This is a genomic window from Yersinia alsatica (genome assembly GCF_025133195.1).
GTDB classification, from domain to species: Bacteria; Pseudomonadota; Gammaproteobacteria; order Enterobacterales; family Enterobacteriaceae; genus Yersinia; species Yersinia alsatica.
This window is the reverse complement of record NZ_CP104006.1, coordinates 1037504-1061029: the sequence shown is the minus strand read 5'-3', so window position 1 is coordinate 1061029 and position 23526 is coordinate 1037504. Positions and strand designations below refer to the sequence as shown.

Here is a 23526-nt window from a genome sequence, read left to right as displayed (position 1 = left end):
GCATCAAGTAATTAGCGGGATGGAACCATGTCGAGACAAGATGAGCAACGGTTGCTGGTGAAAATCGCCACGCTGTATTACACCGAAGGGATGAAGCAATCTGAGATTGCTGACAGCCTGCATTTATCTCAGTCTTTTGTATCCCGTGCGATAACCCGCTGCGTCAAAGAAGGCGTGGTTAAAATCAGTGTCATCCAGCCCGCTAACATGTTTATTGGCATCGAATCACGCATTCAAAAACACTATGGTATCGACCAGGCCATAGTGGTAGATATTGCCGATGACGCCAACCCGACACAGATAAAACAAGCTATTGGCTCCGCGGCAGCGCACTACATGCAAACCAGTATTCGGCCAAATGATATGGTGGGTATCTCTTCGTGGAGCAGTACCATCCGGGCGATGGTTGATAACCTTCACCCCCTTAATATCAAAACCAGCGGTGTTATCCAATTATTGGGCGGAGTTGGCCCCAACGGTAATGTGCAGGCCACATTGTTAACTCAATCATTGGCAGATATCTTAAATTGCCCGGCTTATTTACTGCCAGCACAAAGTATTGAGCGCTCAACAGAAGATCGTGCCCGCTTAATCTCCAGCGGCGAAGTCGCGGAAGTAGTGAATAAATTTTCTGAAGTGGATCTGGCACTCGTCGGTATTGGCGATCTGGAGCCTTCACAATTGTTGAAAAACTCCGGTAACTATTACCACGAAGAGATGCTGAAATTGCTGGCAGAGCGCGGTGCGGTGGGGGATTTATGTCTACATTACTTTGATGCCGCGGGTAACGCGGTACTCAGTGACGAAGAAGATCCGGTGATTGGTATGTCATTACCGCAATTGCGGGCCTGCCCACGGGTCGTGGCACTGGCGGGCGGGATAGGTAAAAGTGCCGCCATCCGCGGCGCGCTGAACGGCAACTATATTGATGTATTGATTACCGACAGATTAACCGCCGAGACATTGCTGTAGCTATATAACTATATGGCTAGTCATATAATTATGCGATTAAACGCACCCTCCGTGGTGCGGATTTATTGTCTATCTAAACGCGAACGGTCTTACTTTGCATGCCAGTAGCAATCAACACCCAGATATTTACTGAATGCTTCTTGCAGCACTTGAGCTGTTGCTGAATGGTTCATCGCCACATGGTGCTCGAAACCATTATTGCAGATATGGGTCAGTAAACTTTCCAACTGTGGCACTTCAACCACCGCACGGCACCCCACGGTGTCTAATTCGTCACTCACAGAGCGCCCCTCGCCAACATAAGCCCGTACCTGGCCGGTAAAATCATCGGAAGATAGCCGGAAATAGGTCAAAGGCCCGGACTTCATCCGACCATGAACGGCACCGCATGTATTCTCACAGCCCACGGTTGTGCCGATAATATCAGCGGTACCCATGGTTGAACTTTCCAGACTTTCACTGGCAAAGTTACCGCAATGGAATAGTACGCATTTATCACGCTCAGCGCCAAAGTTATTGTTCCAGTCAGCAATAGAGGCGGGAGCCAGAGAGCAACTCGCCAGCGCATACATCGACAATGCCCCCATGACATCCACTTCGCAGGCACTTGGCATCAATTGCCCTGACATCACACTCATGATGGAACAGACGTTAATGCCCAGATTCTGTTGCAATGAGGTCCAGCACTGCATGGCCGTAGTATCAATATCATTGGCAATAATCCATTCACTGATAACCACAAACAATTTTGCCATTTTGTGCAATTTATCTTGTGGGATAGCGCTGGTATCGCCATTGGCTTTTAACAGTGCCAGTTTTTCACCGACCCGGATGTCGTTATCACTGAGATTGGCAACCCGGAAAAACACCTCGGATAAATCGAGGGTTTCAACCGTGATCCCCAAATTCTCCAATAGCTTCTCACTGTAACGTACAGTATTGAAGTTAGTCGGACGGGCACCGATAGCGCCAACCCGCACCCGTTTCATGGCATGAACCACGCGGCATAGCTGCACAAACTGTTCGACATCACGGCTAAAGATTTCACTGTTTAAGCTACAAACATGCTGCTTCGTCAATGTGAATGGAATGCCGTATTGGCGCAGGTTATTGCACAGTGATATTTTGCCGCAGAAGCTGTCACGACGTGTCGCCAGCCCCATTTTATCCAATGCATCTTCTTCTGCTTGTACCAACACCGGCACTTTAAGGCCAGAGAGACGGATGGCATCAGAGACACTTTTCTCGTCACCAAAATTGGGCAGAATGACCACCACGCCGTGGATCTCTTCGCTGTGCTTACGGAATAACTCGGCACACACTTTAGCATCGCGCCAGTTTTCTACCCCACCCAATGGGGTCTGCTCCTCATTGAGCATAATAGTGTTAATTCCCAGGCGATCGAACAGTGCCTGTGCATCACGGCGCGCGTCTGCCACGAGATAGCTTGGGAAGAACCCCCGGTTGCCGATAATCACCGCAAAAGTTAACTTACGAGGTATTGCTGACATATGCATACTCCTAGTGTGGGTTATTTCGGCTGGAAACGCGCGCGCGCGATGGCCGATTGCCAGAGGCAATAGTTATCTTGCATCTCCGCGCTTTGAGCGCGCGGTTCGATGTATTCCACTTCACGGGGGAGGGCCGCCAGTTGCTGGCTATCCTGCCACCAGCCAAGGGTTTTCCCGCCTAAATAAGCCGCCCCCAGTGCTGACACTTCTGCGGTGTGGTTGCGTATCAAGGTGCGCTGAAGTAAATCGGCCTGAAACTGCATCAGCCAGCGGTTGCTGGTAGCGCCGCCATCAACACGTAACTGTTCGAGGCGGTGATGACCGGCTTGTTCCATGGCAAAAAAGACATCCGCGATTTGGTAGGCGACAGACTCCAACCCGGCGCGGGCCAATACTGCCGGGGTGGTGGCATCGGTCAGACCACAAAACAGACCGCGCGCCTGACTGTCCCAATAAGGTGCGCCCAGTCCTGATAATGCCGGGACAAAATAGACCCCTTGATTACCCGATTGGCTTTGTGCCATTTCGGTCAGAAGCGCTAAGTCAGTGATCCCCAACATGCGCGAAACCCACGCTACCCCAGAGCCGGTATGGGTGATATTGCCTTCGAGGGCATAACGCAACTCGCCATCATGCCAGGCAATGGTGGTGCTCAGCCCATTGCTCTGCGCGCTGGGTTGTTTCACGGTGGTCATCAGAGAGGAGCCGGTACCATAAGTGGCTTTGATTTCACCGGCGCGGTCACCGCCCTGCCCATAGAGCGCGGCATGTGAATCACCAATTTGTGCCACTATCGGCACACCTTGGCTCAGACCGATAATGCCAGTATTTCCGGTATGTCCGTGGATAGCCGCTGAGGGTAAAACCGCGGGTAAACAGAGGCTGGGGATGCCAAATAACGCCAACAGGTCAGGGTCCCACTGGCCTGAATGGATATTAAATAGTTGAGTACGGGCGGCATTGGAAAAGTCGGTAGAGAAACTTTGCCCGCCACTGAGTTGCCAGGTCAGCCAACAATCGATGGTGCCAACACAGAGCTCGCCGTGGGCTGCACGCTCCACACCTTGTGGGATGTCCGCCAGCATGCCATGGACCTTGGCTGCCGGGAACAAAGGGTCAATCTGTAACCCAGTGCGCTCCGCGACCATTGCCGCTTCGGGTAACTGGCTCAGTGCCTGACAGAAAACCTCTGAGCGCCGACACTGCCAGCTCACCACTGGGGTGAGTGGCTTCCCGGTTTCGCGCTCCCAAATAAGCACTGATTCGCGCTGGTTACTGATTGCGACACCCGCAATTCTGGCGCCAGCCAGTTGGCTCAGGCAGCCTTCAATGGCCAACGAAACCGCTTGCCAGATAGCCAGTGGGTCCTGCTCTGCCCAGCCGGGACGCGGGTGCTCTAGCAATAAGGGAACCGCAGCTTTGGCCCGAATCTGCCCAGCCGTGTCGACCGCTATGGCCTTAGCATTAGTGGTGCCTTCATCAATCGCTAAAATAATCGGCATCGCTTGTCGGCTCGGCGATTCTGTCTTTCTACTCAGCGGCATAGTTACTCCCCCCGGCAAAACCGCAAAGCGCGAGCCACAATGCCTGCTGCATCAAAACCATGATAGGCACGCATATCCGCCCTATCGGCAGCAATGGCATAACTTCCGTCTGGAATTCCCAATCTAACCAAGGGAATGCCGCTCCCCGCTTCGGCCAACACCTCAGCCACCAGACTGCCCACTCCACCATTAATATTGTGCTCTTCGATGGTAATCACCCGCTGGCTGTTTTGGAGGATAGCTAACAGTTGCTGAGTATCACACGGGCGAATAGAAGAAACATTGACCACCGCAGCAGAAACATTGTTGTCTGCCAGCATGGCTGCCGCACTAACAGCCTCATGCACTGTAGAACCCATAGCTACCAGAGTAATATCCTGACCTTGTTGCAAAACATCAATTTGGCCGGGGGTGAACTGGTAGTGTTCATCATGCAGTGGCGGCAATGATTTGCCGTCCAGACGGATATAGACCGGCCCAACATGCTGGAGGGCATAATCGATTATCTGGCGGCACTCTTGTGGGTCAGATGGCGCATAAATTTCAATATTGCCAAAACCACGTAAGATAGCGATATCATCAATACAGTGATGAGTGCTCGCCAGCGGCCCATAGCTGGCACCTGAGTTAAGGCCAAACAGTTTTACATTGCTGTTGTTATAGCAAACATCAATTTTAAGCTGCTCATTGGAGCGGGAAATCAGGAATGGCGCAGCATTGCAGGTCACCGCCACTTTGCCCCCCATGGATAACCCCACAGCGGTGCCCACCATGGCTTGCTCGGCAATACCGACGTTAACCACCCGGTCAGGGAAACGCGCCATAAAAGGCCCGATTTTCGCTGTCGAGGTTGAGTCAGCCACCACAGGCACCAGATCCACGCCGCTGTCGACGGCTTTAATAAACTGCTCGACCATCACTGCGGCCAAATGTTCTGCATTACTCATCGCTCAATTCCTCCAGTGCCAGATCAATTTCAGCGCCTTTCGGCACCCGGTGATGCCACTCCACGCGCCCTTGAATAAAGGAGATTCCGGCACCTTTTTCGGTGTTGGCAATCACCACATGGGGCTTACCTTTCGGTTGTAAAGCTTCGAGAGTTTCCACCACCGATTGCATGTTATTACCCTGACATTCCGTAACTTGCAGACCGAATGCCTGCCATTTATCTGCCAGCGGATCGGTATTCATAATCGATTTGGTGGTGCCTGCCAGCTGGAGTTTATTTTTGTCGTTAATGATGATGAGGTTATCTAGCTGATAGTGAGCGGCCACTAACGCGGCTTCCCAATTACTACCTTCAGCCAACTCACCATCACCGGTTAAAACAAATACCCGCCGCTGGCTATTCGCGCGTTTTGCCGCCAATGCGATCCCCACCGCGACAGGTAAGCCGTGACCCAAAGCGCCAGTATTTAATTCAATTCCTGGCGTTTTATGTTTGACCGGATGGCCCGGCAGATGTGAGTTGGCGTGCTGGTAAGTTGCCAACCATTCTTCAGGGAAATAACCCGCCTCCGCCAGACAGCAGTAATAGCCACCCACGGCATGGCCCTTCGATTGCACATAGATATCGCGCTCAGGATCGGTAAGCCGATCGGGAGCACAATTAAGGATGCGGAAATAGAGTGCAGTCAGAATCTCTACTTGCGAAAGATCAGCACCGGTGTGCCCCCCAGCAGGGCTGTTCGCATTGAGCAGGACGATCCGGCGACGGATAGCCCGTGCCTTTTTCACCAGCTCATCGACTGACAGTGAATACGGATTCATGACATTACCTCTCTTTAATTTTCATCCGTCAGTGAATTTTTACTCACTTTGGAATATTTATTCCTGATGGCGCTAAAAAATAGCTTTCATCAAGCCTGTCCGGAAGTTGTCCTCCGGCATGACATCTTTCGTGTTCTGTGGTCAGGAGGCGATGACTGCTCCTGTCGCCGTTATCGGCGTTTTATGCTTGCTCGCTCTTGCCGACTTGCGCCACCACGCCAGACTTTTGTGAGACGATGGCGGCCTTGTGCTGCATCCGGTTTTGCATCTGGTCGATAATGACGGCCACAATAATCACGATCCCTTTGATAACCATTTGCCAAAATTCGCTGACCCCCATCATGACCAACCCATCAGCCAGAATGCCGATAACAAATGCACCTATCAGTGTTCCCAGAATGGTACCGCGGCCTCCGGCCAGCGAAGTCCCGCCGAGTACCACGGCGGCAATGGCATTCATCTCAAAGCCACTGCCATTTGCCGGATGGCTCGCCACCAATTGAGCAGAAACAATGATCCCGGCAATCGCCGCACAGAAGCCGGATATGGTGTACACCCACACTTTGACCTGCCGCACTTTAACGCCAGAAAGTTCGGCAGCGCGTTCGTTATCACCGATGGCATAGACATGGCGACCAAAAGGCAGGCGGCGTGCAACATAGGCAATGACTAACGCCAGAATGAACATGATCCAGATAGCAATCGGCAAGCCTAGCAGCGTGCCTGAGCCCAACAGATCAAAGCCGGTATTCCCCAGTTGCGGATTCCCTTGTAAGCCAGGGAAAGTCTCACCACCGGAAATCAGCATTGCCGCGCCGCGCACCACATACATGGTGCCGAGGGTGCAGATGAAAGGCGCGACGTTATAGCGGGTAATTATCCAGCCATTGACCGCACCAATCAGCGCCCCGATAACCAATACCACCGGCACCACCACCCAAACACTTGGGAAGATGGCAATACCAAACATCGGTAAAACAATACCTTGGGTAATCATCCAGCCAGCAATCATGCCGCACAGCCCCAAGGTGGCCCCGATAGACAGGTCAATACCAGCGGTGATAATGACAAAAGTGATGCCTAAGGCGAGGAAAGCATTAATCGCGATATGCTTCACCATAATGATCAGGCTACCGGTCGCCAGAAACCCCGGAACCATCACCGAGAAGAAGCCAAGAATCAGGAACAGGGCAATAAAAGTGCGCATCTTTAGCAGAAGCAGCAGCATGTTTTCCCGTGACCACGACGCTCCACCGGGCTGGTGACTCGCCAACGCAGTGCCAGTTGTTGCTTTCATCATTCAAACCCTTGTGCGCTTGCCGTAACCAATGCCGATTCACTGGCCAACTGACGAGAAACATTCGCCGTCAGTTTGCCGTTCGACATCACCAGAATGCGGTCTGATACCGCCATGATTTCTTTCAGATCTGAGGTGGAAAATAGAATGCCAATTCCCTGTTCAGAGAGTTTCACCATCATTTCAAACACATCAGCTTTTGCGCCGACGTCAATACCCCGAGTCGGCTCATCCAGCAGTAAAATGTTCGGGCTAGTCAGCAATGAGCGGCCAATTACCACTTTTTGCTGATTGCCACCACTGAGTGCCTGAATTTCCACTTCCGGCGAAGAGACTTTGATCGACAAGTCGCCAATAACTGATGCCACCACCTGTGACTCACTCTCCTGCCAGATGGCGAAGCGATGTTTCAGCCGACGCCATAAGCTGGCAATGGTCAGATTGTTAGCCACCGAGGAAGCAGGGAAAATGCCGGTTTTTTTACGGTCTTCCGGCACCAGACTCATGCCAAGACGGATGCGCTCCGCCGTCGAGGTTTTGGCATTAATCGCCGTACCATTAAGCCGAATCGTGCCGAGATAGTTTTGCTGAGTGCCCAGCAGACATTCAAACAACTCGGTGCGCCCCGCCCCCATCAAGCCATAAATACCGACGATTTCACCCGCTCGAACTGCCAGAGAAACCTGATTCACTACGGTATTACCGGATTCGTTGATTAAAGTGACGTTATCCACTTCCATCATTGGTGCACCGCAAGTCCGGTCGGGGTGGAGGAAGCTAGAGACCGGATCACTGCCCAACATTTCCCGCACAATCCACGGCACATCAATGTCTTTGACCGCGGCTTCTGCTTGAAAACGCCCATCACGCAGGATGGTGATGTAGTCACCAATCGCCATCAACTCTTCCAGCCGATGGGAAATGTAGACGATGGAGACTCCTTGCCGAGTCAGCTCACGAATCACCCGAAACAGAATATCGACTTCTGTTTTGCTCAGTGCTGAAGTCGGCTCATCGAGAATCAGAATGTCCGCCTGTTCTGCCAATGCCTTGGCAATTTCAATCAACTGCTGCTGACCGACTTTGAGATTTGAGACCATCTCTTTCGGTGAAATGGCCTGATCAAGGCGCGCCATCAGTTGCTCTGCAATCAACTCCTGCGCAGCCTGATTAATAGGTTTCAAACCTTGCTGGATCTCGCGTCCCAGAAAAATATTTTCCGCGACATTGAGATTTTCTGACAGGTTTAGCTCCTGATGCACCATGCCGATACCGAGCGCCGCTGCCTCGCGAGTATTGGTAATAGTTACCGGCTGCTGATTCAGATAGATTTGCCCAGAGGTTTGCTGCTGCACACCGGCCAAAATCTTCATTAGTGTTGATTTTCCAGCACCATTTTCACCAATAATCACATTCACTTTGCCGCGATAAACATTGTAACTGACGGCATCTAACGCCAACGTGCCAGGAAAACGCATGGAAATGTCCTCAGCGCGCATGACGATGTCAGGTCTGTGGTCCATTAGTGGCTCTCCTTATTCAAACTGAGTGGCACCGCATTACTCAGGCTGGTCGGCGTTAATGTCACGGCGGCCAAGACCTCGACTTGTTGCCCGACCCAACTGGCATCAGGTTTTGCTACATCCTGTAGCGCACGTTTACTTAATGCCTTAGAGAGCTGGGCGTACTGCACTTGGTTCTTAAAATCCTCGAAGCGGATAAAGGTTGAGGCGTCACGGATAGCATTGCCTTTGACGATCGGCCCCAATTGCAGCACTTGCTCATCACCATCGACTGCGACTCTCATCACCCCTTCCCGCCCTTCTGTTTCTACCGCCACCACTTTGCCACTAAAACGCACAAAACGACTTTGGCTATTCTTTCCTGGTACTGGCTGACTTTGCTGCTGTTTAACCTGTTGCCAACTGACGGCATTACTGTTGGCGAATGGCATCACTTTGCTCACCCAAATGGTGGCGGCGACTTTGTCCGGTGGTTGGTTGTAGTCACTGACTACCGCATTGGGATCAACCGGCAGGATCGGCTTGCCGTTTTCATCCAAATCCACCACGGTGCAAGCCACCAGCACGGCGCTGATCACCAACAATCCGCCTGCTTTCGATAGGGCACTGAACCACATACTGCCTCCTGTCAGGAGGGGCAGTGACGCCCCTCATTGCCTTTAAACGCGCGTCTAGTGAATCTTATTCAAGGATTTACTCTTTCAGCGCAAAGACATTCAGGTTCTTGGCATTGTTTTCATCAATCAATACACAATCCATCAGCTGTTTTTCTTCCTGACCGGTAGCACCGGTTTTCAGGTATTTATCAGCTTGAACCACTGCCATCTGAGCTTGGGCCCAACCCGGCTGGAGAACGGTGGCTTTGATATTGCCTTTATTGATGATGGAGTCGCGAACATAGTCACTGCCGTCAAATCCAACCACAATCACATCATTACGCCCGGCGGCTTTTAATGCCGCTTCAGCGCCGAGTGCCATGGTGTCGTTACCGGAAATCACCCCAGTGATATCTGGGTTAGCCTGCAAAATGGACTCCATCCGGTTGAAAGCTTCAGTCTGGCTCCAGTTTGCAGTCTGTTGGGCGACCATTTTCATGTCGCTATGTTCGTCAATGACGTCGTGGTAACCCTGTGAACGAACATGGGCGTTGGTATCAGACTCGCGGCCCAGCAATTCAACATATTTGCCTTTGCCTCCCATCAGTACGACGAATTTCTCTGCGCCCAGTTGTGCGCCCTGATAGTTGTTAGAGACGATTTGCGAGACTGCAATACCGGTTTCATTGATTTCACGGTCAATCAGGAAAGTGGGGATCCCCGCCGCTTTGGCTTTTTTCAATGGCCCGATAGTGGCATCAGAACCGGCATTATCCAGAATGATCGCCTTGGCTTTACGGGCGATGGCGGTCTCCAGCAGTTGGTTCTGTTTGTTCACATCATCATCATGAGAAGCAACCAGTACGGTGTATCCCAGTTCCGTCGCTTTGGCCTTAGCGCCTTCAGCCTCAGCTTTAAAGAATGGGTTATCGTGGGACGGGGTGATAATGGCGATCAGGCCGTTACTGGCAGCGCCAGCAACACCCGCCATGGAGATCAATGCTGCGGTAAGACAGGATTTCAGTAGGGTATTTTTCATTATTTTTCTCCGCATTGAATATATATTCACTATTAAATTTATATTCAATCTAATAATACAAACGCCCTTGGCCTTGTCCAATATGAGAGCAAGGAAAGTAGAAGCCGGTCACAAATTAGTCGATGAGGAAGACCATAAAACCGAGCATAACAATCACTATCTTGAAGATAGCCACTGTAAAAACGAATTGATCTCCCCAATGAAATGTATAAAATTTTATACATACATCAAGGAGTGATGAATGATTGGAAAAATAATTGATTGGCTCGTTACAAAGAAGTTATTCATGAGCGGAGAAGAAAAAATGACAGATAAAATTGATACGGCATCACGTCACATGACTACCGCTGAAGATAATATTTTTACTGACTTGGGCTTTTCTGATGCTAAGGCCACTCAACTATTGGCCGAATCAAATGCAGATATTGAACAAGCTTTAGCGATGAAAAAGGCTCTGATGACATCGATCGCAAGCTGGATAAAATCAGAGGGAATACGGCAAGTGGACGCGGCCACATTATTACATGTGTCGCGCCCAAGAGTTTCCGATGTAGTTAATCAAAAAGCGGAGAAATTCACTCTTGATTCATTAATTTGCATGGCGAGCAATATTGGTAAAAAAGTGACACTTATTATTGAGTAAATAACTAAATGATGACGCTAGCGATATAACTTAACCACAGCCGGTGTCACCTGCAATTCATGCTGCCAATGGGTCAGCGTTAAGGCCGCTAATTGGGCAACCCCCTGATAAAACGGATGTCCGGCATCAGATTGCAGTAAATCTAGATAGCGGTAAGCCCAAGGTAGCAAGTGTTCCACCAGTAAATCAGGTAACTTTTCAGGCTGATTTTCGGCCAGCCAGGCCACCATCATCAGCAATAAACCGAATTGATCTTCCGGCTCTTCCGTATCCAGTGTGACTTCCACTTGCTGCTCGGCCATCCAGTTGCGCAGTTTTAGGGTTGAATCGCCAAACAGCACATTTTCTTTATCCAGATAGACTGACCCCCAAGGTGGGGCGGGTAAGGCATAAGGGCCAATAAATAGCCGCTGCCAAGCCTCTTCCCGAGTTTCCTGTGCATCCGACTGCGCCAGTAAAGCGGCAATAGGGGCCAGTTGTTCTTCACTCCCATAGGGCCATTGCGCTAGCCATGAACCACTACTTAATTGCGCCACAATATCACTGCATGCCGGACTATCTGGCTCACAATAAAACAGCGCGCCGAGCACTCGGCCAGTGAGCGCAATGTGTTGATAAGCAATATTGTTTTCAACCATTAAATATTATCCTGAATGATATTGGCTTCAGATGAAGCCAGCGACTGCGCCAACCCAGAATGGCAAGGCGCAGTAGCCGTTTAGTGAGCAATTACCCGCCGACTGCCATACCGACCGTCATATGCAGCCCATAAAATACACCGCGGCCAATCAATTCACCGGCAATAATCAATAGCATGGCAAAGATCATCCCCAGTGTCATTGGTGTGCGACCACGAATTAATGGGCAAATCCAGCATCCTAGCCCCAAGACCAGCAGCACTAACCGCCATACCATCAGCGTACCGTAATTGGGGATCAACTCTGAAGCCTGTTGTACTGAGCTATATATGGTCGGCAAACTCGCCGCCTGCATAATGACACTGGCAATACTGATAATCAGCGCCAATACACTGATCATCGGCAATTGCAGCATCATGCGCCCATTAGCCTTATCCATATTGATATCAGCCAATTGTAGCAGTAGATAGCCTAACATTGGGCCACCGATAAACACCGTCAATACAAAGCCCAGCGGCGTATAGAGATTATCCCAAGTTGGCACCGTATTAATGGAATAAACCATGCACATGGCATAAACAAATACCACGCCCAAGATCATGGCAATCACCAGCCAGATTTTGCCAAGCATGGCGGGCATTTTGTCCAATACCGCCAGTAACCAGTAAAAACCAGCCACCGCAAAAAACGCCGAACCGGCGGCGATCTCATTACTCAGTGCCGATTCCCCAACTCTATTTAATGAGTTGAACGCGCGCATGGGCGAACCCAAATGCAGTGTCGAGGCGATAAAAGCCAGCGCCATCAGCACCCACAAGACAAACATACTGCGGTGAACCCGCTGTTGCTGTCCGCGATTCAAACCACCGAAAATCAGTGCCAGCCCAAGGACAATAAAGCCCCCGACCACACACTGCCCCAATACCGTAAAGACCATTAGTGGCCATTCATGCCATCCCATGCCCATATTACACCTCCTCCGGATTTGCCAGATGACCGGTGGTATCTCTGACCGGGCGGCTGTTGGCATTAGGTTTCACGACGATATTCGGTAACGTGAAATGTGCTGCCGGCAATGGCGCGACTTCGGCTAAATCACCGTATTTCGCGCGCAGTTCATCGATAGGAGCCATATCCAGCGCCCGCAATGGACAGGATTCGACACAGATCGGTTTTTTACCTGCGGCCACGCGCTCATAGCAACCATCGCACTTAGTCATATGCCCTTTTTCGGCATCATATTGCGGCGCACCATACGGGCAAGCCATATGGCAGTAGCGACAACCGATACATATATCCTCGTTTACCACCACGAAGCCATCGTCTCGTTTATGCATTGCGCCACTCGGACACACCTTAGTACAGGCGGGATCACTACAGTGGTTGCAGGCGATAGACAGATAGTAAGCAAACACATTTTGGTGCCAAGCGCCGTTATCTTGTTGCCAATCCCCACCGGCATATTCATAAATGCGCCGGAAACTGACATCGGTTGATAAGTTTTTAAAATCCTTGCAAGCCAGCTCGCAAGTTTTGCAACCCGTGCAACGGCTGGAGTCGATGTAAAAACCATATTGCGTCATCATTTAGCTCCTTATGCCTTGGTTACTTGAACGAGGTTGGTATGGGATGGATTCCCTTTCGCCAACGGAGACGGTCGCTGAGTGGTCAATACGTTAATACTGCCCGCTCGGTCGATACGTTTTTCATCCGGGCTGTACCACGCCCCCTCACCCAGTGCGACAACCCCCGGCATCATGCGCGGAGTGACTTTAGCGTTAATCTGAACCTCACCACGGCCATTGAATATCCGCACCATATCGCCATTCTTGATATTGCGTTGCCCGGCATCTATCGGGTTAATCCACATCTCCTGACGACAAGATGCTTTCAGTACATCGACGTTACCGTAAGTTGAGTGGGTTCTGGCTTTGTAATGGAATCCGGTGAGTTGCAGCGGATATTTCTGGTTAAGAGGATCGTCGAAGCTTTCAAAACCAGCAGCATAGACCGGCAGTGGGTCAATAACATCGTCCGGTTGTAGCTCCCAAGTGGCAGCAATCTGCGCCAATTCGGCAGAGTAAATCTCGATTTTGCCCGATGGCGTGCTGAGTGGATTTGCCTCGGGATCGGCGCGAAACTCTTTATAGGCAACATGGTGGCCTTCAGGATCGCGTTTTTTAAAGATACCCTGCTGACGGAACTCCTCGAATGAAGGCAGCTCTGGAATGGCTTGTTGTGATTGCTGGTAAAGGTAGCGCAGCCAGCCTTCTTGAGTGCGGCCCTCAGTGAATTGCTGCTCAACACCCATGCGTTTTGCCAGCTCAGTGGTCATCTCATAGATGTTTTTGCATTCAAAGCGCGGTTTGATCACCTGATCGGCAAAGATGACATACGCCATGTTGCCGCTAGAAGCATCAAGGCAGAAGTCCATCTGCTCGGAAGCGGTGCAGTCTGGCAAGATAATATCGGCATATTTTGCCGACGACGTCATGTGGTTATCGATGACCACAATCATTTCGCATTTCTTATCATCTTGCAGAATTTCATGGGTGCGGTTGATTTCAGCGTGCTGATTAATCAGGCAGTTGCTGGCGTAGTTCCAGATAAACTTGATTGGCACATCCAGTTTATCTTTGCCACGCACACCATCGCGAGTCGCGGTCATTTCCGGGCCACGCTCAATGGCATCCGTCCACATAAACATGGAAATACTGGTCTTAACCGGGTTTTCCAAGGTCGGCATGCGGACGAATGGTAAATCATAGGAACCTTCACGAGCCCCTGAGTTACCGCCATTAATCCCGACGTTACCTGTCAGAATAGCCAGCATCGCAATGGCACGACTGGTATTTTCACCATTAGAATGGCGCTGCGGCCCCCAACCTTGAGCAATATAAGCCGGTTTGACCGAGCCTATTTCGCGCCCCAGTTTGATGATTTTTGCCGCTGGAATACCGGTAATGGCTTCCGCCCACTGTGGCGTTTTGGCCGTTTTATCTGCCCCTTGGCCTAAAATGTAAGCTTTATAATGACCATTTTTCGGTGCGCCTTCCGGCAAGGTTTTCTCGTCATAACCGACGCAATATTTGTCGAGGAATGGCTGATCCACCAGATTCTCGGTGATCATCACATAAGCCAGCGCCGAGGCGAGCGCGGCATCGGTTCCTGGCCGTAGCGGGATCCATTCATCTTCACGACCTGCTGCGGTATCAGTATAGCGAGGGTCAATCACTATCATCTTGGCATTGGATTTCTCCCGTGCCTGCTCCAGATAATAGGTCACGCCGCCGCCACTCATCCGGGTTTCGCCTGGGTTGTTACCGAACAGCACCACCAACTTACTGTTTTCAATGTCGGATGGGCTATTGCCATCAGCCCAGCCGCCATAGGTGTAATTCAAACCTGCGGCGATCTGTGCGGTACTGTAGTCGCCATAATGATTGAGATAACCACCACAACAATTCATCAACCGCGCCAATAAGGTTGAACCCGGTGGCCAAGAGCGAGTTATTGTGCCGCCCAAGGTACCGGTGCCATAGTTCAGATAGATGGCCTCGTTACCGTATTCCTTAATAATGTGCTGCATGCTGGCGGCGATAGTATCAAACGCTTCTTCCCACGAGATGCGCTTGAACTTACCTTCCCCACGCGCGCCAACACGCTTCATCGGATATTTTAACCGGTCTGGGTTATACACCCGGCGGCGCATTGAACGGCCTCGCAGACAAGCACGTACCTGATGCAGGCCGTCGAAATTATCATCGCCAGTGTTGTCGGTTTCGACGTATTTAATTTCGCCATCAACGACATGCATACGTAATGGGCAGCGGCTACCGCAGTTAACGGTACAAGCACTCCATATCACTTTGCCGTCGTTGGCCGGGTTTATTGCAGATTGGACAGCTCGAGCCGCACGGGAGAACGGCAGCGAAAACGCACCGGTGGCGACGGCAAGACCGCCGACCAGTGTCGTTTGGACCAGTTTTCGGCGGGTGACTTCTGCGGTTAACAGTCGGGATTCGTTGGTCTCTTTCATAAGATTCCCACTTGGTTGCATTCCAGAAAATGGAGAACATCCGTCAGGATGACATCCGATTAATTCAAAAAAATGAGTAAATAAGCGGGAGGGAGGGTACTTAATGAGGACCAGTGGCCAGTTACGGCAAATTTTATAATTAGGATAATTAATAACCCGTCCCGCTGATACTATTTTTACCTCTTTTGGGTAGTGCGGGAATTGCTCAGCATCAATAAAGCAATGAGGATTAGGATTTCCTCACCGCTTTATGGTGAATTTGTGATGAATAGCCGTTCTATTCAGCAGGCTTGATGGTATAGCGCCATAATCTCATCAATTGAGGCCTCGCGCGGGTTTCCTCCAGTGCAAACATCGGCAAAAGCTGCCGCGGCCAACGCCGGAATATCATCGGCCTGCATCCCTACGGCACCCAACGAAGATGGAATGCCAATATCGCGGTTCAAAGCAATCACCGCCTCAATAGTTTGCTCGCGTACCTGCTCTAATGGCGAAGTTTGTGCATTATCCAACCCCATCACCATGGCAATTTGGCGGAAGCGCTCACCGGTATAAGCGGCGTTATAGCGCATGATATAAGGCAGTAAAATGGCATTAGCAACGCCATGAGGCATGTTATAAAACGCCCCTAACGGATGAGCCATACCATGCACTAGCCCAAGGCCCACATTCGAGAACCCCATACCGGCAATATACTGCCCAAGCGCCATATCTTCAGTTGCAGCAGCATCGCCCTTTACCGAGGCGCGCAATGAGCGGCTGATAACTTCGATGGCTTTAAGGTGCAAAGCATCGGTGAGTTCCCAAGCCCCTTTTGTCAGATACCCCTCGATGGCATGAGTCAAAGCATCTACGCCCGTTGCCGCTTTAAGTGCAGCTGGCATGCTGTCCATCATGTCAGCATCAATAAATGCCACCGCCGGAATAGCGTGGGGATCGACACAAACAAACTTGCGCCGCCGTTCTTCATCAGTAATCACATAGTTAATGGTTACTTCTGCCGCAGTACCGGCAGTGGTCGGGATAGCCATTATTGGCACACAAGGTTTGCGGGTATCAGCAACCCCTTCCAGACTGCGGACATCGGCAAATTCAGGATTATTAATAATGATGCCAATGGCTTTACAGGTATCTTGCGGTGAACCGCCACCAAGGGCTATCAGATAATCCGCCCCACTTTGGCGAAAAGCAGCCACCCCTTGTTGCACAATACTGATGGTCGGGTTGGGTTTGACGGCATCAAAAATCGCAAAATCCAGACCCGCCTTTTCCAGGCGGCTAATTAAGCGCGTGGCCACCCCACATTCAAGCAACATTTTGTCTGTCACAACCAAGGCTTTTTGATAGCCACGCCGAGCCACTTCATCGGTCAAAGCATCCAGTGAGCCCCGGCCAAACCATGCCATTTCATTTAAAATCATTCTGTTCATGATTGATTCCTCAAGGTGTTAATCCAGCTGCTTGTGTTTTACTCTTCTACCCGCAAACCGTAGGTTTTGAATTTCTCCAAGACCACGCTGATTTCATCGACGGATAACACCGGAACCTCATCAACAATCGGCAAGATAGCCAGCAGCAATGTGGCTAACACCTCGACTTCGTGGGCTAACCACAGGGCTTTGGCCAGATTTTCTTCACACGCAATCAGGCCGTGATGCTGCAATAACGTCGCCTTACGGTGTTTCATCGCCACAGCCACATGTTCGGAAAGTGCTTTGGTGCCAAAAGTCGCGTAAGGCGCGCAAGGAATATCATTGCCCCCCGCGGCGGCAATCATGTAATGGATGGCAGGAATAGGCCGATTAAGAATCGAAACCGCCGTGCAATGAACCGAGTGGTTATGGACGACCGCATTAGCATCTGGTCGAGTCTGATAAACCGCCTGATGAAAGCGCCACTCACTGGAAGGGATTTTACCGGCTTCATGATGGCCGTCGGCATCAATATAAACAATGTGCGACTCAGTCAGTTTTTCATAGGCAATACCGGATGGCGTGATCAAAAAGCCCTCTTGATAGCGCACACTAACATTGCCAGCAGTCCCCTGATTTAGCCCTAAGCGGGTCATTTCCAGGCAAGTATTAATAATGTCGCGCGCCAATGCTTCTTTTTTCATTTTGTCCTCTCTTAGGATACAAATACCTAAATATAAAAATTCATTAAATAATGGATATAGGCTAATGAACGTTAACGATTGTGAATATGTGAGATATTTTTCTCTTATTTAATTGAAGTAAAAAATCAAGCATACAAAACTGTGATCAGCGTCATGACTATTGATCACTTTATGGTGATTTGAGTTTTATTTATTTTTATAAAATGTCCGTTTGAAAACACAATATGATTAAACGGTCAAATCACTGTCTCCAAAACAAAATATATGTCTATTTATGAAGAATTGACCGTTTGTGCCGGAAATAAAAATATCGGTCATTATGCTTGTGGGTTTGAAACACAATTCATTTCAAACGGTCATGAAATGTTTTTATTTAAAGTGATTATCATCACAAAATATCAGCATTGAGTTATCAATGTGATTCAGCTCATACTTTTTAGTGATTTTTACCTTATAAAGAACAGGACTTAACGCAATGAGGATATTTTAATTTTCACTCCGGCACTCATAGCCGCCAGATAAAATAAAAGTGTCATTCATTAAATAAAAGACTTCCGTCGAATATTACGAATTTCAAGACGAGTAGAATAAGTGCAACATCTGACGAGGGCATCATGGGAAATATTTTAATACAAACAGATAGCAGCAAAATTTCCGCCTCGGTAAGTGACGAGTCGGCAAATAAAAAAAGATATCTGATACCTTTCGCATTGCTGTGCTCACTGTTCTTCCTTTGGGCAGTAGCAAACAACTTGAATGATATTTTATTACCCCAATTTCAGCAGGCGTTTACCCTAACCAACTTTCAAGCCGGACTGATTCAATCCTCTTTCTACTTTGGCTATTTTTTAATCCCGATACCTGCGGGTATCCTGATGAAAAGATTCAGTTATAAAGCGGGGATCATTACCGGATTACTGTTCTACGCCTTTGGGGCTGCTCTGTTCTGGCCTGCCGCTGAGACAATGAATTACACCTTGTTTTTAATCGGTTTATTCATTATCGCTGCGGGTTTAGGTTGCCTGGAAACGGCGGCGAACCCTTTCGTTACTGTGCTCGGGCCTGAAAAAACCGGTCACTTCCGTATCAACCTGGCACAAACATTTAACTCCTTTGGTGCCATCATTGCCGTGGTGTTTGGGCAAAGTTTAATTCTCTCCAATGTCCCTCACCAGACACAGGAAGTATTAGATAAATTGTCAGCTGAAGACTTAAACAGCTACCATCACAGTTTGGTCAAAGCGGTACAATTACCTTATTTAATTATTGTCGCTGTGGTTATCTTTGTTGCGCTATTAATTCTTATCACTCGCTTCCCGGCAATAAAAAGTGAATCCGATGACGCACATAATGGTTCTTTCTTTGCATCATTACCGCGTTTATTAAAAATAACACATTGGCGTTGGGCAGTATTAGCACAATTCTGTTATGTCGGTGCTCAAACAGCTTGCTGGAGTTATTTAATTCGCTACGCCATTGAAGAATTACCTAATGTTACTCCAGGATACGCCGCGAATTATTTAACTGCCACTATGGTTTGTTTTTTCATTGGTCGCTTCAGTGGCACTTGGTTAATTACTCGCTTCGCACCAGAGAAAGTGTTAGCCGCTTACGCATTTATTTCAATGTTGCTATGTATTATCTCTGCCGCCTTTGGTGGGCACTTTGGGCTATTAGCACTGACGCTATGCAGTATGTTTATGTCGATACAGTATCCAACCATATTTTCTTTAGGCATTAAGAATCTCAATCAAGACACTAAATATGGCGCGTCAATTATTGTTATGACCATTGTCGGTGGCGGTATTGTCACGCCGATTATGGGGCTGGTCAGTGACGCAGCAGGGAATATACCAACAGCCGAACTTATTCCGGCATTGTGCTTCGCCATTATCTTTATTTTCGCCAAATTCAAAACATCACCCGTAAATTAATTATGCGGGTTACTGATAAATTAAATTTTGCTATAGAACATAAGGAATAATTATGAAAAAGACAATTCAATTACCTAAAATTGGTATTCGTCCAGTTATCGATGGTCGCAGAATGGGGGTGCGTGAATCACTGGAAGAACAAACCATGAAAATGGCCCGTGCCACTGCACAGTTTCTGCAAGAAGTAGTACGCCATCCTTGTGGAACGCCAGTTGAGTGCGTTATTGCCGACACCTGTATTGCAGGTATGGCCGAGTCTGCCGCTTGTGATGATAAATTCAGTGCACAGAATATTGGGCTGACTATCACCGTGACGCCTTGTTGGTGTTACGGCAGCGAAACCATTGATATGGACCCATTCCGCCCGAAAGCCATTTGGGGCTTCAATGGTACCGAACGTCCAGGAGCCGTTTATCTGGCGGCGGCACTGGCGGCACATAATCAGAAAGGGCTGCCTGCCTTCTCGATTTATGGTCATGACGTGCAAGATGCCAATGACACCAGCATCCCTGCTGATGTGCAGGAAAAACTGCTGCGTTTTACCCGTGCAGGCTTGGCCGTCGCCAGCTTAAAAGGCAAAAGCTACCTCTCGCTCGGTGGCGTATCAATGGGGATCGCAGGCTCCATTGTTGACCATAACTTCTTCGAATCTTGGTTAGGGATGAAAGTGCAGGCGGTGGACATGACCGAACTGCGCCGCCGTATTGACCAAAAAATCTATGATGAGCAAGAGCTGGAACTGGCGCTGTCATGGGCCGATAACAATTTCAAATTCGGGCCGGATAAAAACGCCGAACAGTATCGCCGCACTGCGGAAAGCAGCCGCGCGGTACTGCGTGAAAGTCTGCAAATGGCAATATGTATCCGCGACATGATGCAAGGCAACCCGGCACTGGCGGCTAAAGGTTTTGGCGAAGAAGCATTGGGCTATAACGCCATTGCCGCCGGTTTTCAAGGGCAACGCCACTGGACGGATCAATACCCGAACGGCGATACCGCCGAAGCCCTGCTGAACAGCTCATTCGACTGGAATGGGGTGCGCGAGCCAATGGTTATCGCCACCGAAAATGACAGCTTAAATGGCGTCGCTATGCTGTTTGGCCATACGCTGACCGGAACTGCGCAGATTTTTGCTGATGTTCGCACCTATTGGTCACCAGAAGCGGTGCAGCGCGTGACTGGCCATCAGCTTGAGGGGGTTGCCAAGCACGGCATTATCCACCTGATTAACTCGGGCTCCGCCGCACTGGATGGCACTTGCCGCCAAAATGATGCTCAAGGTAAACCGACCATCAAACCGCACTGGCAAGTGAGCCAGCAAGAAGCCGATGCTTGTCTGGCAGCAACCGAATGGTGCCCAGCGATCCATGAATATTTCCGGGGCGGCGGCTTCTCTTCTCGTTTCCTGACCCGCGGCGGTGTGCCATTTACCATGAGCCGAATCAACCTGATTAAGGGCGTGGGGCCAGTATTGCAAATTGCCGAAGGCTGGAGTGTTGAGTTGCCAAAATCTGTCCATGACACTCTGGATAAACGCACGGATTCAAGCTGGCCAACTACATGGTTTTCACCGCGGCTGACCGGTAAAGGCCCATTCAGTGATGTCTATTCAGTGATGGCAAACTGGGGAGCAAACCACGGTGTGCTGACTATCGGCCATGTGGGGGCAGACCTCATTACGCTGGCATCAATGCTGCGTATTCCGGTTTGTATGCACAACGTGGAGGAAGAGAGTGTCTACCGGCCAACCGCCTGGGGCGCACACGGCATGGATATCGAAGGGCAGGATTACCGTGCCTGCCAGAATTACGGCCCATTATATAAAAAATAATAATCCGTAATTTTTAAACCTATTAGATGGCATGACTCAGGTAGGAGCTCCTTCTTGCCTGAGTCAGATAACCATCCTTGCTGCCAGATGGTAGTTACAGGAGCCTTTATGAAGCGCGATGTGGTCATCGTTTTAGATTGCGGCGCAACCAATATCCGGGCGATTGCAGTCGATCCTCAAGGTGTGGTGGTCGCCAAAGCGGTGCTGCCCAACCATAGCCAGCCCGACCCGGCCAATCCACAATGGCAGTTGTGGCCGCTGGAAGATATTTTGCACAGTTTTGCCCTGTGTTGCCGCCAGCTACTGCCACAAATTCAACAAGATAAAATCCACGCGGTGACAGTGACTACCTTTGGCGTGGATGGCGCTTTAGTCGATGCCAAAGGTAAGATGCTGTACCCGATTATCAGTTGGAAGTGCCCACGTACCGTTGCGGTGATGGAAAACATCGCCAGCTATATGTCGGCCGAAAAACTACAGCAGATATCGGGCATTGGTCAGTTCAGTTTTAACACCTTATATAAGCTGATTTGGTTACAGGAAAACCGGCCAGATTTAGTTGAGCAGGCCCATGCTTGGTTATTTATTTCATCATTGATTAACCACCGCCTCACTGGGGAATTCACCACTGACCGCACCATGGCGGGCACCAGCCAGCTACTGGATGTAAAACGGGAACAATTCAGCCCTACGATTCTGCAAAAGATAGGTATTCAGGCCGATTTATTCCCGCCAATGGTTGCTGCGGGTGACATCATCGGTCAGTTATTACCGGATATCGCTGCGAGCTTGGGGCTACCGGCAGGTTTGCCGGTGATTTCTGCCGGTCACGATACCCAGTTTGCTTTATTTGGTTCTGGAGCTGATTTAGACCAACCGGTGCTGTCATCCGGCACTTGGGAAATTCTGATGGTGCGTACACCACAGGTAAATACCGCTCTGCTGCCCCAGTTTGCCGGTTCCACTTGCGAGCTGGATAGCTGCCCGCGCTTATTCAACCCCGGTTTGCAGTGGTTAGCCTCCGGCGTCTTGGAATGGGTCCGGCAACTGTATTGGCACGATGCTGCCTGTGCCGACGTTTATCGGCGGATGATTAGCGAGGCCGAGGCTATCTCGCCGGGTGCGGATGGGGTACGGATGGATTGCAACTTGCTTGGCAACACGCGCCACAATTTGTCCGGCGGCTGGCAAGGGGTTTCGCTCTCTAGTGGACGTGGGCACTTTTATCGCTCGGCGTTAGAAGGTCTGGCCTGGCAATTGAAAGATAATCTGGCGGTGCTGGAAAGGATTGGCGAATTCCACACCAAGGAGTTGTTGCTGGTTGGCGGCGGCAGTCGCAATGCCCTGTGGAATCAAATCAAAGCTGACGTGCTCAATCTGCCGGTTAAAGTCATTGATGAAGCCGAAACAACCGTGTTGGGCGCGGCACTATTTGCCTGGCACGCCACAGGCTACTACGCCAGTGCCGAAGAAGCTCGGGCACAAGTTAATTACCGCTATCAATATTATCAGCCGGGTGACCAGCAGCCACTTTATCAGGCGCTCACTCACTGCCCTCCCCCGGTAACTGAAGCCATGCCTTTGAAAGGAGAGTGTCATGCTTAAAACTATCTCGCCGTTGCTGTCGCCACAATTGCTCAAAACACTGGCAGAAATGGGGCACGGTGATGAAATTATCTTCTCAGATGCCCATTTTCCGGCCCATGCCATCGGTAAAAATGGCGGGCCGCAAGTGATTCATGCCGATGGCTTATCTGTCAGTGCATTACTGGAGGCCACCATTCCACTCTTCGAGCTGGACAGCTACGCGCCACCGCTGGTGATGATGGCAGCCGTTGACGGCGATACACTTGATGCTGCGGTTGAAAAACGTTATTTACGCGCCCTGTTTGGGGCTAAAAAAGCACCGCCGATAGAGCGCATTGACCGTTTTGCGTTTTACCAACGCGCCCAACAAGCATTTGCGATCGTCATCACAGGAGAGACTGCCAAATACGGCAATATTCTGCTAAAGAAGGGGGTGACGCCTGTTTTTTAAAGTGACTATCACGTAACCTCACCCCTTTAGCCATG

General features: G+C 50.0%; 20 protein-coding genes. 6 read left to right on the top strand and 14 right to left on the bottom strand.

What is annotated here, in order from left to right; all coding sequences use genetic code 11:
- Positions 1-27 precede the first annotated feature (27 nt).
- Complete coding sequence (locus N0H69_RS04610) at positions 28-972, top strand: sugar-binding transcriptional regulator (RefSeq protein WP_050106386.1); 945 nt, start codon at positions 28-30, stop codon at positions 970-972.
- 89 nt (positions 973-1061) lie between these two features.
- On the opposite strand, the gene N0H69_RS04605 is transcribed toward N0H69_RS04610, so the two are convergent.
- The 8 genes from N0H69_RS04605 to N0H69_RS04570 form a co-directional block, all read right to left on the bottom strand.
- A complete protein-coding gene (locus N0H69_RS04605; protein ID WP_050100194.1) occupies positions 1062-2483 on the bottom strand; it encodes an L-fucose/L-arabinose isomerase family protein in 1422 nt (473 codons plus the stop codon).
- Positions 2484-2503: 20 nt separating this feature from the next.
- On the bottom strand, positions 2504-3985 hold the full coding sequence (locus tag N0H69_RS04600; RefSeq protein ID WP_072077406.1) for an FGGY family carbohydrate kinase: 1482 nt from the start codon (positions 3983-3985) through the stop codon (positions 2504-2506).
- Between the two features lie 44 nt (positions 3986-4029).
- Entirely contained in the window at positions 4030-4974 is a 945-nt protein-coding gene (locus tag N0H69_RS04595) for a transketolase family protein (RefSeq protein WP_050150181.1), read from the bottom strand.
- Entirely contained in the window at positions 4967-5797 is an 831-nt protein-coding gene (locus N0H69_RS04590) for a transketolase (RefSeq protein ID WP_050106390.1), read from the bottom strand. Before N0H69_RS04590 ends, N0H69_RS04595 begins: the two co-directional genes overlap by 8 nt.
- Positions 5798-5978: 181 nt before the next feature.
- On the bottom strand, positions 5979-7094 hold the full coding sequence (locus tag N0H69_RS04585) for an ABC transporter permease (protein ID WP_050106391.1): 1116 nt from the start codon (positions 7092-7094) through the stop codon (positions 5979-5981).
- Positions 7094-8617 carry a sugar ABC transporter ATP-binding protein gene (locus tag N0H69_RS04580; protein WP_050106392.1) on the bottom strand — a complete coding sequence of 508 codons (1524 nt, stop codon included), beginning with the start codon at positions 8615-8617 and terminating at the stop codon, positions 7094-7096. The genes N0H69_RS04585 and N0H69_RS04580 overlap by 1 nt, the downstream gene beginning before the upstream one ends.
- The gene (locus N0H69_RS04575) at positions 8617-9234 is read right to left on the bottom strand and encodes a DUF2291 family protein (RefSeq protein WP_050106393.1); all 618 of its coding nucleotides are present in this window, start codon (positions 9232-9234) and stop codon (positions 8617-8619) included. Before N0H69_RS04575 ends, N0H69_RS04580 begins: the two co-directional genes overlap by 1 nt.
- Positions 9235-9310: 76 nt before the next feature.
- The gene (locus tag N0H69_RS04570) at positions 9311-10252 is read right to left on the bottom strand and encodes a D-ribose ABC transporter substrate-binding protein (protein WP_025379354.1); all 942 of its coding nucleotides are present in this window, start codon (positions 10250-10252) and stop codon (positions 9311-9313) included.
- Positions 10253-10556: 304 nt separating this feature from the next.
- On the opposite strand from N0H69_RS04570, the gene N0H69_RS04565 reads away from it, so the two are divergent.
- Complete coding sequence (locus N0H69_RS04565) at positions 10557-10895, top strand: helix-turn-helix domain-containing protein (RefSeq protein WP_050106615.1); 339 nt, start codon at positions 10557-10559, stop codon at positions 10893-10895.
- Between the two features lie 17 nt (positions 10896-10912).
- Here the strand turns inward: N0H69_RS04565 and dmsD are convergent, their stop codons facing one another.
- The 6 genes from dmsD to N0H69_RS04535 all read right to left on the bottom strand — a co-directional run bounded on the left by dmsD (position 10913) and on the right by N0H69_RS04535 (position 17688).
- Positions 10913-11533, bottom strand: a complete 621-nt coding sequence (gene dmsD / locus N0H69_RS04560; protein WP_050150182.1) for a Tat proofreading chaperone DmsD — start codon at positions 11531-11533, stop codon at positions 10913-10915.
- A gap of 91 nt (positions 11534-11624) precedes the next feature.
- Entirely contained in the window at positions 11625-12500 is an 876-nt protein-coding gene (locus N0H69_RS04555; RefSeq protein WP_050121436.1) for a dimethyl sulfoxide reductase anchor subunit family protein, read from the bottom strand.
- A 1-nt stretch (position 12501) separates the two neighbouring features.
- Positions 12502-13119, bottom strand: coding sequence for a DMSO/selenate family reductase complex B subunit (locus tag N0H69_RS04550; RefSeq protein WP_050106396.1), 618 nt, complete (start codon positions 13117-13119; stop codon positions 12502-12504).
- An 8-nt stretch (positions 13120-13127) separates the two neighbouring features.
- A complete protein-coding gene (gene dmsA / locus N0H69_RS04545; protein ID WP_050106397.1) occupies positions 13128-15572 on the bottom strand; it encodes a dimethylsulfoxide reductase subunit A in 2445 nt (814 codons plus the stop codon).
- A 281-nt stretch (positions 15573-15853) separates the two neighbouring features.
- Entirely contained in the window at positions 15854-17005 is a 1152-nt protein-coding gene (fucO, locus tag N0H69_RS04540; protein ID WP_050150183.1) for a lactaldehyde reductase, read from the bottom strand.
- 35 nt (positions 17006-17040) lie between these two features.
- Positions 17041-17688 carry an L-fuculose-phosphate aldolase gene (locus tag N0H69_RS04535; RefSeq protein ID WP_050106399.1) on the bottom strand — a complete coding sequence of 216 codons (648 nt, stop codon included), beginning with the start codon at positions 17686-17688 and terminating at the stop codon, positions 17041-17043.
- Between the two features lie 614 nt (positions 17689-18302).
- Here N0H69_RS04535 and fucP point away from each other — a divergent pair.
- The 4 genes from fucP (at position 18303) to fucU (ending at position 23491) form a co-directional block, all read left to right on the top strand.
- Positions 18303-19622, top strand: coding sequence for an L-fucose:H+ symporter permease (gene fucP / locus N0H69_RS04530; protein WP_050133100.1), 1320 nt, complete (start codon positions 18303-18305; stop codon positions 19620-19622).
- Positions 19623-19674: 52 nt separating this feature from the next.
- The gene (gene fucI, locus N0H69_RS04525) at positions 19675-21453 is read left to right on the top strand and encodes an L-fucose isomerase (RefSeq protein ID WP_050150184.1); all 1779 of its coding nucleotides are present in this window, start codon (positions 19675-19677) and stop codon (positions 21451-21453) included.
- Between the two features lie 108 nt (positions 21454-21561).
- Complete coding sequence (gene fucK, locus N0H69_RS04520) at positions 21562-23058, top strand: L-fuculokinase (protein WP_050121440.1); 1497 nt, start codon at positions 21562-21564, stop codon at positions 23056-23058.
- Positions 23051-23491, top strand: a complete 441-nt coding sequence (fucU, locus tag N0H69_RS04515; RefSeq protein ID WP_050106403.1) for an L-fucose mutarotase — start codon at positions 23051-23053, stop codon at positions 23489-23491. Before fucK ends, fucU begins: the two co-directional genes overlap by 8 nt.
- The last annotated feature ends 35 nt before the right edge of the window (positions 23492-23526 follow it).